This is a genomic window from Lamprobacter sp. (assembly GCF_034860625.1).
Taxonomy (GTDB): domain Bacteria; phylum Pseudomonadota; class Gammaproteobacteria; order Chromatiales; family Chromatiaceae; genus Lamprobacter.
Genome location: NZ_JAYESN010000109.1, coordinates 1 through 12,874 on the forward strand (window position 1 = coordinate 1; position 12,874 = coordinate 12,874).

At 59.7% G+C, this 12,874-nt stretch carries 11 protein-coding genes; 6 read left to right on the forward strand and 5 right to left on the reverse strand.

Annotated elements, in window-relative coordinates; genetic code table 11:
• The 3 genes from VBE63_RS20005 to VBE63_RS20015 form a co-directional block, all read right to left on the reverse strand.
• The coding region (locus VBE63_RS20005) for a glycerol-3-phosphate dehydrogenase/oxidase (protein ID WP_323684783.1) at positions 1–1,527 on the reverse strand (1,527 nt) is incomplete at its 3' end.
• Positions 1,524–3,035 (reverse strand): glycerol kinase GlpK, encoded by a 1,512-nt coding sequence (gene glpK / locus VBE63_RS20010; protein WP_323684784.1) that lies wholly within the window; start codon positions 3,033–3,035, stop codon positions 1,524–1,526. The genes VBE63_RS20005 and glpK, both read right to left, overlap by 4 nt.
• A gap of 151 nt (positions 3,036–3,186) precedes the next feature.
• Positions 3,187–3,792, reverse strand: coding sequence for an HdeD family acid-resistance protein (locus VBE63_RS20015; RefSeq protein ID WP_323684785.1), 606 nt, complete (start codon positions 3,790–3,792; stop codon positions 3,187–3,189).
• Between the two features lie 274 nt (positions 3,793–4,066).
• Between VBE63_RS20015 and gmd the strand changes: the two genes are divergently transcribed.
• The 3 genes from gmd (at position 4,067) to fcl (ending at position 6,705) form a co-directional block, all read left to right on the forward strand.
• A complete protein-coding gene (gene gmd, locus VBE63_RS20020; protein WP_323684786.1) occupies positions 4,067–5,197 on the forward strand; it encodes a GDP-mannose 4,6-dehydratase in 1,131 nt (376 codons plus the stop codon).
• Entirely contained in the window at positions 5,194–5,646 is a 453-nt protein-coding gene (locus tag VBE63_RS20025; RefSeq protein WP_323684787.1) for a DUF29 domain-containing protein, read from the forward strand. Before gmd ends, VBE63_RS20025 begins: the two co-directional genes overlap by 4 nt.
• A gap of 87 nt (positions 5,647–5,733) precedes the next feature.
• Entirely contained in the window at positions 5,734–6,705 is a 972-nt protein-coding gene (fcl, locus tag VBE63_RS20030; protein ID WP_323684788.1) for a GDP-L-fucose synthase, read from the forward strand.
• 60 nt (positions 6,706–6,765) lie between these two features.
• On the opposite strand, the gene VBE63_RS20035 is transcribed toward fcl, so the two are convergent.
• Both VBE63_RS20035 and VBE63_RS20040 read right to left on the reverse strand, forming a co-directional pair.
• Positions 6,766–7,473: an IS1595 family transposase gene (locus tag VBE63_RS20035; RefSeq protein ID WP_323684789.1), complete on the reverse strand. Its 708-nt coding sequence runs from the start codon at positions 7,471–7,473 to the stop codon at positions 6,766–6,768.
• A gap of 87 nt (positions 7,474–7,560) precedes the next feature.
• Positions 7,561–7,695 carry a transposase gene (locus VBE63_RS20040; protein WP_323684790.1) on the reverse strand — a complete coding sequence of 45 codons (135 nt, stop codon included), beginning with the start codon at positions 7,693–7,695 and terminating at the stop codon, positions 7,561–7,563.
• Between the two features lie 388 nt (positions 7,696–8,083).
• On the opposite strand from VBE63_RS20040, the gene VBE63_RS20045 reads away from it, so the two are divergent.
• From VBE63_RS20045 to VBE63_RS20055, 3 genes are all read left to right on the forward strand, one after another.
• Positions 8,084–11,332 (forward strand): S8 family serine peptidase, encoded by a 3,249-nt coding sequence (locus VBE63_RS20045; protein WP_323684791.1) that lies wholly within the window; start codon positions 8,084–8,086, stop codon positions 11,330–11,332.
• 567 nt (positions 11,333–11,899) lie between these two features.
• Positions 11,900–12,121 carry a hypothetical protein gene (locus tag VBE63_RS20050; protein WP_323684792.1) on the forward strand — a complete coding sequence of 74 codons (222 nt, stop codon included), beginning with the start codon at positions 11,900–11,902 and terminating at the stop codon, positions 12,119–12,121.
• 246 nt (positions 12,122–12,367) lie between these two features.
• Positions 12,368–12,874, forward strand: a 507-nt coding sequence (locus tag VBE63_RS20055) for an amidohydrolase family protein (protein ID WP_323684793.1), incomplete at its 3' end; no start/stop codon positions are given.

The window sequence follows — 12,874 nt, forward strand, 5'->3', positions numbered from 1 at the left end:
CAGCAGCTCAAAGGCCTGCTGATCGTAGCGCCGCCAGAGCCGACTCGAGAGCGGCTCGATCGAATCTGGCGAGGTGTAGCTATTCAGATCCATCAGCCGCGCTTGATGCCTGTACTCCTCATAGACCGAGCGATGCGGCTCGCCGTACCAGCGATAGTGCGGATGCGGCAGCGTCACCCCGAGCTGGGTCGCAATCTCCGCCACCTCATTGCCGACATTGACGCAGTCGGTCAGCTTGCCGCCGAAGATCGACAGATGCGCGCGCGCCGGATCGACATCGATCGCGTGCTTGCGCGAGAGCTGCATCCAGTCGCGCGCACGCTCCTCCGCGTTGTCGCCATCCCCAGTCTTGCCATTCCCGGCCGTGTCATCGCCAGCCGCACCATTGCCGCTGCCTTCCGCATCATGGCCATTGCCGGCAGAGCCATGGATGCTGACGCCTAAACCCCCAACAGCAGTGTTGGGTGCTCGCTGGACCACCAGCGGGCGCACCCCGCAGCGCTCGGCGATGATGTCATCGCGGGTCAGCGGCTTGGCGAGTTCGAGGCGCTTATTGATGTTCTCGAGCACAAAATCACGGTCTTCATCGGTCACCGCGGTGAACGGGCTCTCCACCGGCGTATCAGTGGTGCCGATACAGGTGCGCACGCCCATCGGGATGACGAAGAACAACCGGCCATCATCGGCAAAGAAGGTCAGGATGTGTTGCTGCGGCGTGATCCGCGGCACGATCAGATGGATGCCCTTGGAGAACAGATGCTGATGCGCGGTCTGCTCGCCGTTGCGCTGATTGAGCCCATCGGCGAAGGGGCCAGCGGCATTGATCAGGATCTTCGAGCGGATCTGAAAGGTCTCGCCGCCCTGGGTATCGCGCGCCTCGGTGATCCAGACCGCGTTCTGACCGCGTTCTGTGCCCATCTCCTCGTCGGCGATCTCCTCCCGCCGCGAGCCCAGCGCCTCGACATAGTTGGCGGCAATGGTGCCCCGGTCCATCGCCGCGCGCACGAACTGGAACACGAAGCGCGAGTCGTTATCGTGCAGATAGGCATCGGAATACTCAAAGCCACCGGCGGCCTTGCTGGTGTTGATCACCGGTTCCTCGCGCCGGATCTGCCCCTTGCTGATCAGACGCGGGATGCGGGTGTAGCCATTGCCGAACAGCCAATAGACCCAGGTGCCGATCCACAGGAACCAAGGCGAAAACCGAAAGCCCTTATCGATCGTCGTAAAGAAGCGGATCTCCTGCACCCGGCTCGGATAGCTATCAATCAAATGATTCCGGCTCAGGCACAGCTTGCGCACCAAGCCATAGTCACCGCTCTCCAGATACTTGATCCCGCCCCAGGCCAGATTCGACGACTGCTGACTGGTAAAGCCCGCGAAGTCGCGCTGATCGATCAAGGCCACGCTCGCGCCCTTGCCCGACAGCGCGGCCGCCGAGACGGCCCCGTTGATCCCACCACCGATGATCAGCGCATCGAACACCCGATTGGGGAGCTTAGCGATATTGCTATCTCTCAGATTCATTGTTCTTCCCTAGCCCATCCCTTCGCCAACTCCACCGCACGATGCCAGCGTCTAAACAGCTTCGCCCGCTTAGCCTCATCGATCCGCGGACGATAACGCACATCCAGCGCCCATTGCTTGGCGATCTCCTCGCGACTTTCCCAGAAGCCGACCGCGAGACCGGCCAGATAGGCGGCGCCGAGTGCGGTGGTCTCGATGATGCTCGGCACCTCGACGTTGACGCCGAGGATGTCGGACTGAAACTGCATCAACACGCTGTTCACTGAGGCGCCGCCGTCGCAACGCAGTTCCTTGAGGTGGATGCCGGAGTCGCGCTCCATCGCCTCGATCACATCGCGCGTCTGATAGGCCATGCTCTCGAGCACCGCGCGCGCGACATGGCCGCGGCTGGTGCCTCTGGTGATGCCGATCAGCAGGCCGCGGGCATAGGGGTCCCAATGTGGAGCACCCAGTCCGACCAGCGCTGGCACGAAGTAGACGTCTTCGTTCTCCGGCACCGCTCGCGCCAGTTCGCGCGTCTCTTTGGCGTGCTCGATCATCTGCAGCCCATCGCGCAGCCACTGCACCGCCGAGCCGGTGACAAAGATCGCGCCTTCGATGGCGTACTCGACCGGCTCGTCGCCGATGCCCCAGGCAATCGTCGTCAGCAGCTGCTCGTTGCTGGTCACCGCCTCGGTGCCGGTGTGCATCAGCACAAAGGAGCCGGTGCCGTATGTGTTCTTGGCCATGCCGCGCTGGTAGCAGGCCTGACCGAACAGCGCCGCCTGTTGATCGCCAGCAATCCCAGCGACCGGAATGCCGCGGGTACCGAAGAACATCTGCGGATCAGTCTCGCCATAAATCTCAGAGGAAGGCCGCACCTCGGGCAGGATCGCGGCCGGGATATCCAGCAGCGCCAGCAGCTCTTCATCCCAGCGCAGCTCGCGGATGTTGTAGAGCAGGGTGCGCGAGGCGTTGGAATAGTCGGTGATGTGGGTCTTGCAGCCGGTGAGGTTGTAGACCAGCCAAGAGTCGATGGTGCCGAAGCAGATCTCGCCACGCTCGGCGCGCTGGCGGAGTCCAGGGATGTTGTCCAGCATCCACTGGATCTTGGTGCCGGAGAAGTAGGGGTCGATCACCAAGCCAGTCTTTTGCTGCACCCTCTCGGCATGACCCTGCGCCTTCAGCTCGGCACAGACATCGGCGGTGCGCCGATCCTGCCAGACGATCGCACGTCCGACCGGCTTGCCGCTGGCGCGGTCCCAAAGCACCGCGGTCTCGCGCTGATTGGTGATGCCGATGCCTTTGATGTCATTCGGGGCGATACCGCCCGCTTTAAGTGCCTCGGCGATCACCTTCATGGTGACCAACATGATCTCCTCGGCATCGTGCTCGACCCAGCCTGGCTTCGGGTAATGCTGGGTGAACTCGGAATAGGCGCGACTGCGAATCTGGCCGGCATGGTCGAAGAACAGCACTGTCGAGCCGGTGGTGCCTTGGTCGATCGAGAGGATGACGCCGTCTTTCATGTCGTCGCTCCGTCAGTGGTGAGTGGCCCCTTGAGCGAGCGTTATGCTGGCCCGGTTAACGTGAATCCGTCGCGATTCATCTGTCGGGGTGGCGCCGGCGCCATGACCATTAGGCCAGCGCTACCCCCAAGGCCTGATGAGGATTGTTTGCTCAAAAACTCACCGATTCGCCAGCCTGCCGTTGCTTGCCGGCGGCGCGAGCGGCAAGCGCGATAAACAGATAAGACCAGCCGTTGAAGATCAGCTCGATGGCGATGAACAGCCCGATGATGAACAGGCCGGATTGCGGCCATTCGGCCAGGATCAGGCCGCCAAGGATCAGCGAGATCACCCCCGAGACCAGTGGCCACCACCAGCCTTTTGCGGGCTTGAGCTGAAACGCCATGATTGAGCGCAGCAGACCGACCGTGATGAACATAGCCCCGAGCAGCAGGGTCAGCGACACCGCCGCCAGGGTCGGATGCAGGGTCATATAGACGCCGGCGGCAACGTAAAGCAGTGCGATCAGCACATGCCAGGCAGTACTCTTCCAACCGTTGCATTTGAGCGCATCAAGGAGCTGGAAGACGCCGCCGACGATCAGGAGGGCGGCGAAGAACACCATCGCCAACTCGGTCAGCATAAAGGTCATGCCAAGGCCAATCGTACCGAGAACGATCGACAGCAGGCCGAACGCCAGTAGCCAGCCCCAGTTCTTCTCAAGATCGCCAAACGGCGCAATCGGCGCGACGGCTGGATTGGTCTTTATGTCGGTCATTGGTTTCTCCTTTTTGGGCGATGGACGGGATGAGCAGGGTAAACCTCGATGGTCAGCGATTCCAGCATGCGAGGACTCGCGCGAGCGCCCGGCTGGACGCGCGCTCGGCTGGACCCTGCCGGCTGGACCCTGCCGGCTGGATAGGCGCACAGCCTCGGCGGGGGTTATCCGTGCCACTCGATCATCAGTCTCCCCCTCGCACAGGTAGGCGCGTTATCCTAAGCAACTTGGATCAAAAGGCCGCCGCACCGCCGCCTCATCTGGAGCTTCAGCAGTGACTAAAAGAGCCCTCATCACCGGCATCACCGGCCAAGACGGCAGCTACCTTGCCGAATTCCTGCTCGAAAAGGGCTACGAGGTCCACGGCATCAAGCGCCGCGCCTCGCTGTTCAACACCCAGCGTGTCGACCACATCTACGAAGACCCGCATCAGCAGGACCAGCAATTCGTCCTCCACTACGGCGACCTCACCGACACCTCCAATCTGACGCGCATCATCCAACAGGTGCAGCCCGACGAGGTCTACAACCTTGGCGCCCAATCCCACGTCGCGGTCAGCTTCGAGGCCCCCGAATACACCGCTGACGTCGACGCCATCGGCACCCTGCGCCTGCTCGAGGCCATCCGCTTCCTAGGCCTCACCGACAAGACCCGCTTCTACCAGGCCTCGACTTCTGAACTCTTCGGTCAGGTTCAAGAGGTTCCGCAGCGCGAGACCACGCCCTTCTACCCGCGCAGCCCCTATGCCGCCGCCAAGCTCTACGCCTACTGGATCACCGTCAACTACCGCGAAGCCTATGGTCTGTACGCCTGCAATGGCATCCTCTTCAACCACGAGAGCCCGCGCCGTGGCGAGACCTTCGTCACCCGCAAGATCACCCGCGCCCTGGCCAACATCGCCCAAGGCCTCGAGCAGTGCCTGTATCTCGGCAACATGGACGCCCTGCGCGACTGGGGCCATGCGAAAGACTATGTGCGCATGCAATGGCTGATGCTCCAGCAGGAGCAGCCCGAAGACTTCGTCATCGCCACCGGTAAGCAATACTCGGTGCGCCAATTCGTCGAATGGACCGCCGCCGAGCTTGGCATCAGCCTCGAATTCCAAGGGCAGGGCCTCGATGAGCAAGGCACCGTCACCGCCATCGCCGACCCCGAGATTGCCCCCGCGCTCAAGGTCGGCGATGTCATCGTCTGCGTCGACCCGCGCTACTTCCGCCCCGCCGAGGTCGAGACCCTGCTCGGCGATCCGACCCTAGCCCGCGAACGCCTCGGCTGGGTGCCTGAGATCAGCGTCCAGGAGATGGTCGCCGAGATGGTTACAGAGGACCTCAACAGCGCCCGGCGCTTCGCCCTGCTCAAGGCCCACGGCCATGCGATCCCGATCGCGCGTGAGGATGGACGATGAGTGTCGCGAATCTCTACGAGCAGGATATCCATGCTTGGACGGCGCAGACAGCTGCGCTGCTCAAGCAGGGCCGCTTCCAAGAGGTCGACGTCGTGCATTTGATCGAGGAGCTTGAGGCCATGGCGAGGCGTGATCGACAGGAGCTTGTTAGTCGCCTCAAGATCCTGCTCGCGCATCTCTTAAAGTGGGCTTACCAGCCGGCCCACCGGAGTGGCTCTTGGCGTGGCTCCATCCTCGAACAACGGCTGCGGATTCGCGATCTGCTGAACGACTGTCCAAGTCTGCGGCCATTTCTTTCAGAGGCTGTTGAGCGCGCTTATCCAGACGGGGTCACGCTCGCGGCGAAAGAGACCAGTCTTCCAGTTGCGCGATTTCCCAAACAGATACCCTACGCACTCGATGTCTTGCTCGAAGACGATTGGTTTCCAGAGCCCGTCGAGACGCGCTGATCGTCGCAGAACGCTAACTCATTGCGGTTCGCTTCCCAGTCCGCCTCCTGATCCCAACAGCCTGCAAGAGACACCATGAGGAAACAGATGGTCAGTCGAACGCCCGTCATCTTCATTGCCGGCCACCGCGGCATGGTCGGCAGCGCCATCGCCCGCCAGCTAGACGCGCAGGGCGAGGTCGAGCTGCTCACTGCGAGCCGCGCCGAGCTGGACCTGCTCAACCAGCAGGCCGTCAACGCCTTCTTCCGGCAGCACAAGATCGATCAGGTCATCATTGCCGCCGCCAAGGTCGGCGGCATTGAGGCCAACAACAGCCTGCCGGCGGAGTTTATCTACCAAAACCTAATGATCGAGGCGAACCTGATTCACGCCGCGCATCAGGCCGATATCCAACAGCTGCTGTTCCTCGGCTCCTCTTGTATCTATCCCCGAGAAGCCCCGCAGCCGATGGCCGAGGACGCGCTCTTGACCGGCCCGCTCGAGCCCACCAACGAGCCCTATGCCATCGCCAAGATCGCCGGCATCAAGCTCTGCGAGAGCTACAACCGCCAATACGGGCGCGACTACCGCAGCGTGATGCCGACCAACCTCTACGGCCCCGGCGACAACTTCCACCCCGAGCACAGCCATGTGATCCCAGCGTTGCTGCGGCGCTTCCACGAGGCCACCCAAGCCAACAGCCCTGAGGTCGTCATCTGGGGCACTGGCACACCCAAGCGCGAATTCCTCCACGTCGACGACATGGCCTCGGCCTGCCTGCATGTGCTGAATCTGGACCCCGAGACCTACCAGGCCAACACCCAGCTCATGTGCTCGCACATCAACGTCGGCACGGGCGTTGACGTCACCATCCGCGAGCTGGCCGAAACCATCGCCCGGGTCACCGGCTATCAGGGCACACTCAACTTCGACCCGAGCATGCCCGACGGGCCGCCGCGCAAGCTGCTGGATGTCTCGAGCCTCAACGCGCTTGGCTGGAGAGCAGGGTATGGGCTTGAGGTCGGGCTTGGACAGACCTACCACTGGTTTCTCGAGAATCTCGAGGGGTTCCGGCGTTAAACATTGGATCCCGCCGCGTTCTCGCGATTGTAAGATTCGCTCTTTATGTGTTCCAGTCAGCTAAGCCACCAGCGCTCCCAAGAGCGCCGGCAGCTGTCCCTTGCCCCGCACTCGCGCGTTATGCACGAACTGAAAGAAGTTCAGGTGCAACGGCAGATGCTCTTGCGAGAGACCCCGGTGCGGGCGCAGCCAGGAGCGCAGCAACGACCAGACACCCTCCATCGTGTTGACGTGGATCTCGCAGAAACCATCACCATCGTCATCGCGGGCATATTCACTCCGACTGTGGCAAACGCTGTGGTGGTGGTCATCACCCCAGTCGGTCAGCCGTGAATCGATGTCGTACTCATCGGTAGAGAACCGGGTACCTGCGCTGACGCAGCCTCGGATGATGGGCTCAATGGTCTGTTGTTGGACGTTCTCGAGCATCCGCAGAACCACCTCGCCACTGCGCTGGATGAGTCCAAGAATCGGGGGCTTCTCTTTGGCCAAGGTGCCGCGGCCACGGGCGCCTTTGAGGCGGCGACGCCGGCCCCGGCGCTTTTTTTGCACCGCGTCCGGGTGACCTTGATGGCCCGCAGTGACGTAGACCTCGTCGGCCTCGACCTCGCCGCTGAGCCGCGGGGCAGGTTGCGCGGACTTGATGCCCTGGCGCAGTTGCTGGGTCATGCGCTGCACATCATCCTTGTTGAGACCCAACTCGCTAGCGATCTGGCGATTCGACAGATTCAGCCCCATGAAGTAGAGGCACAGCACCCAGGTACGCAATGGCTGATGGTGACCCGCGAAGAGCGTCCCGGTCAGATCGTCGAACCAGCGCCCGCCGTCCTGACAGCGATACGTCTGGCGCTCAGGCTAAGTGGTCTCACACCCCTGCTTGGTGATCGCCGCCGAACAGCACTGCACGCAGCGCACCCCCTCGGGCCAGCGCAGCCCGCGCAGGGTCTCGAAGCACTTGGCATCGTCGATGAGCGTTTGGATGTTGAGCATCTGACTACTCCAGCAGCGATTCAAAAGGCCGGATCGTACCTCTCGGCTGCTTGCGCCCTCAACTCCTGCGGCCTGATGTCTCAGCGTAGCCGCTCGCTGACCCGGACCTGTCCGAAACACATAAAGAGCGAACGCGATTTGGGGTGGCCTGCGTAGTTGCTTTTTCGCCTACTGAATCATTAGCCCCAAAAGTACAGATTGCAAAGTGGCGGTCATGGGCTATAGTAGTAGCATCTTGCTGCTTGTGAGTGCGATTTCTACCAAAATACTCGGATTTGGAATAATCAATGCTCAAAGCCAACGACTCTCAACGGCTCTGCTGCTGAGAACCTATAGGCAAGATTTATGAGGTGACTTATTCTATTAAAATCATTTGAAGAAAGCCACTATGAGCAAAGAACACGATTTTGTAGAAATGGTTATGCGAGAGTTAGCTGGCGGGGCTGCACTTTCAGAGAATCTCCTAAATATTTTCTCCCGGATTCTGAGTCGCCAAGTCACTATCGATGAAGATACCAATCAGGTTGAATACGGAGCTGGGTTCAATAACCTGCTATCCGTCTTCACCTTTGTTGCTACCGAATCTGGCCGACCAGGCTCACCTTTTGAGTATGGAGATCAGCAAATTACCCAGGCTAAGAGAAACGCAGAGGAAGCGATTTTCCCAGATACACCAGATGATAATAAGATCGATCCGACGGACGGACTCAACGATGATGCAGCACCGGATGACAAAAGCGGCATCGCCCAAGTCTACGAAGAGAAGTCGACAGGAACATTAGAAATCAGCCTCGACTTGTCCGAGTCCGTTATCAGCCTCGATGATTTTCGCGCCGACAGCCGATTTGCGGGGATTGATGGATCAGGTTACGCTGTGGCGATTTTGGACACCGGGATCGATCTCGACCATCCCGCTTTTGGTCCGGACAGCGACCAGAACGGCGTTGCAGACCGGATTGTGGCGGCCCTTGATTTTACTCCAGAACGCGACGGTACTGCCAATGACGTGCAAGGCCATGGTACCCATGTTGCCGGGATCATCGGATCGTCTGCCCCGAATTTTCCTGGCGTCGCGCCAAATGTCTCCATCGTCGCGTTGCAGGTGCTCGACAACGAGAACGGTAGTGGTTGGGACAGCGACATCGAAAATGCGTTGCAATGGGTTGCAGCCAATGCAGAAGCGCTCAACATCGTCGCTGTAAATCTGTCGCTCGGCGATGGCACGAATGGCAATTTTGTCGAGACATCTGAAACTTTCGGCGACGAGTTCAGCAGGCTAAGCGATAATCTTGGTGTTGCTGTCGTCGTGGCAGCGGGAAATAGCTATGAAACCTATCGTGCTCAGGGGGCTAGTACGATGTCACGAGATCCCAACTCGATCGCCGTCGGATCAGTTGGAGGAACGTTCGAAACTGCTGACTACATCTCGTCCTTTTCTCAGCGGTCGGTCACTATCCCGACATTATTCTCGCCCGGATCCGGAATCACTTCAGCCCGTGTCGGCGGAGGTGAAATCGCCTTTAGCGGCACGAGCATGGCCGCTCCGCATTTAGCGGGGATGTTGGTCCTAGGTCAGCAGATCGCGGAACAAAATCTTGGGCGACGGCTGACGATGGATGAAATCACAGCGCTCCTTTCCAGTTCTGCAACCCGCTTCATCGACGCTGAGCGGCCTGAAGACCGTGTGCCTAACACTGGGGCTAGTTACGACCGCGTCGACATGCTTGCCTTTGCCGAAGCCATTCTCGATCTCGATCCGTCACCTACGACACCGCCACCCTCTCTTGTCGACATTCCCGGCAACATCTCGACCTCGGAACGGATTGCAGTGAACCAATCGCGCAATAGTACGATTGATTTTGCTGGGGATCGTGATTTTTTCGAGATCACCCTGGACCCCGGGAACTATATTTTTGACTTGCAGGGCACGGCGTTAAACCAAGGGACGCTCACCGATCCGCTGATCAGCCTTTATACATCCACGGGTGCCTTCATCACCTCGGATGATGATTCCGGTGCTGGGCTTGATTCACGGTTGGAATACGTTGTTTCCGAAGGCGGGACCTACTATCTCAGCGCGAGTGCATTCGGCACCGCAACAGGCAGCTATACGCTGACTGTCACCAGTGATGACGATTTCGATGGAGAGATACCGGACAATGCAAGTACGTCATCGGTGATTGCGATTGGTTCCAGCCAATCGAGCCAAATCGATTTTCAGGGCGATGCAGATTGGTTTCGCGTCGACCTTGCCGCAGGGAGCACTTACGTTTTCGACTTGGTCGGCAATACGCTGTCGGATCCGTATCTCGCGCTTTATGACGAGGACGGACAGTTAATTGCAGTGGATGATGACGGTGGCGAGGGACTGAACTCCAGCCTCCAATTTATCTCTTCTAAAAGCGGGCCCTACTTTCTCGAGGCCCGTTCATTCTGGCACTCAGAAACAGGAAGCTACACGCTGACTGCCAGCTTGCTGTCGTCGCAGAGCGATGATTTTGCGGGTAATCTCTCGACAACAGGGGTGATCCCCGCCGCCAATGGCATGGTAAGTGGCACGCTAGAGGTCGCCGGCGACACAGATTGGTTCCGTGCAGAACTGGCCGCGAACACAGTCTACACATTCGGCCTCACGGGAGGCAGTGCGCCGGGTCAGTTGTCCGATCCTTTGCTCCGATTGTATGACGATATCGGCACTCAGATCGCGATGAATGACGACGGCGGCGAGGGCCTGAATTCCGAATTGATCTATACCACCTCCGGCGCTGAGACCGTTTTTCTGTCGGCGGAGGGGTATGCGAACCTGCGTAGCGGTAGCTATGTTTTGACTTCAAGTGCAAGCGGAGCGGGCCCGGGCCGTGACGTGCCTGGGGACACTTCGACCACCCATACGCTCAATATTGGCCAAACGATCAACGGGTTGATCGATCAGCCCGGAGATACCGACTGGTATGCCGTCAACGTGCAGCCCGGTGTGACGTATCAATTCGAGCTGGTTCCAGGCTCGGGTGCGAATACAATCGACGATCCTTATTTAGCATTGTTCAATGCGGCGGGCCAGTTCCTTGACAGCGATGACGATGGCGGACTCGGGTTGAACTCGTTGCTGGTCTATGAACCCACCTCGACTGGGCGCGTCTATATTTCGGCTGAAACGTACAGCCTTATCTCAGATCAAGGCACCTACGAGTTAAGCTTGAGTGCAAGCCGCCCGGTTGATCGTGACATCCCCGGCGATCCATCAACGACAGCTATTCTGCCCGTTGGCGGAACCGTGACCGGCGTGCTTGATGCGCCGGGGGATACCGACTGGTATGAGATTTTATTTTTCCAGGGTGACACTATCCAGATCGATTTGGTTGGTAGCGGAACAAACGCGTTGGCTGATCCGTTCGTTGAGCTTTACGGCGCATCCGGTCAATTTTTGGCCAGTGACGATGATGGTGGGGCTGGTCTAAACTCGCGGCTTATCTATGAGGCGGACTACACCGGCATAGCCTATGTTTCGGCGGATTCCTTCGCCAACGCGCTTGCCGGCACCTATCATTTATCCTACACGATCACGTCTTTTGGTCCTGCCACTGCTGCCTCAGATGTTGACATTTTTGGAGGCTTAAGCGCGCAGGATATAATTTGACGCCGCGTGTACGCCACCTGGAGTTTTGCTATCTCCTTACTGGACTTTGGCCATTTTCGCCAGGCGGCCTGGTGGCCGGAGAGCGCCCTGCAAGGGGCGGTTGAAGACTGAGCGGTTGGCGGCAGAGGGGAGCGAGCGGTAGTCTGATGTCACCCAAAACGCCAAAACCGGACCGCCATTGCCATCCTACCGCTGACGATTGTAGCCGTTTGCTGTGCTGTTCACGCGACCGACCTGGGCGCATGCCCAGGTGTGTTGGTGATCGCTACCCTGCTCGCTCAGGGGCCCGCGCACCGTGACCACAGCGCTGCGCGATGGGCGCTATGCCAGCATCCACCTGGGCTGGGAGTGTCTGACCAACCAGGCCACGCAGATCAGCCGTCTGCGCTTGGATGGGCCACTGTTTGAGTTTCCTGAGCCGGCTTGCCTGCCGGGCGCGTGGGCGCAAGCCGCAGAAAGGTGCGCGCCTGAGCAAACTGGCCAGCCGCGTGGAGGAAGCGCGCACCCAGGGCGAGGTCATCACCATGCCCTGGTACCGCGGTGAGCGCAAAACGCTGCGCGTCCTCAGTGGCACGGCCCTGCCATCTCGGCGTGGAGACCCAACGTCAGTGGATCGATCTCGCCATCGCCCGGACCACGCCGGTGCTCATGGACCTGTTCTCGCTGGCCTGCCTGATGGTCCATCGCTGGCGCGAGTACTGGCCCACCTTGGCGCGCTCGAGCGCCTGGTACCTCAAGCCGGAGGCGACGTTCTCTGACTGTCTGGCCTTGGCCCGGAGCCGGATTTGAGGCGAGACCTATTTCGACACCTCAGCCAGCGAGCAGGACCCGGTCACAATTTCACCCCAGCGCCTGGAACGCTTGCTCGATCAGCTTGCCGCAACGGACTGAGGGGGCCGAAAAGTGCCAAAGTCGAGTAAGACACATGCCGTGGACTGAGGGGGTCGAAAAGTGCCAAAGTCGAGTAAGACACATGCCGTATAATGATCGTGGAATAACAGCATTTGCAGCAATAACCTGATTCTCCAGTTTGGAATGTCAAACCAGCAAATACGAATAACCAAACCCGATGACTGGCACCTCCATCTGCGCGATGGTGACATGCTGAAGACAGTGATTGCGGACACCGCTCGTTGCTTCGCGCGAGCCATCGTGATGCCCAACCTCAAGCCGCCGGTGACCAGGGTGGCTCAGGCCGAGGCCTATCGCAGGCGCATTCTGGCGGCGGTTCCCGAGGGCATGAGCTTCGATCCGCTGATGACACTGTATTTGACCGAAAACACGTCGCCGGACGAGATCCGACGGGCCAAGGCCTCAGACGCGATCCATGCGGTCAAGGTTTATCCGGCCGGCGCAACGACCCATTCTGACAGCGGGGTTCGGGATCTGGGCAAGGTTGATGCAGTGCTCGAGGCCATGCAGGAGGTCGATCTTCCGCTGTTATTGCATGGCGAAGTCACGGATCGGGATATCGATGTCTTCGATCGGGAAGCGGTGTTTATCGAGCGGCATTTACAGCAGATCAATACGCGGTTTCCGGCG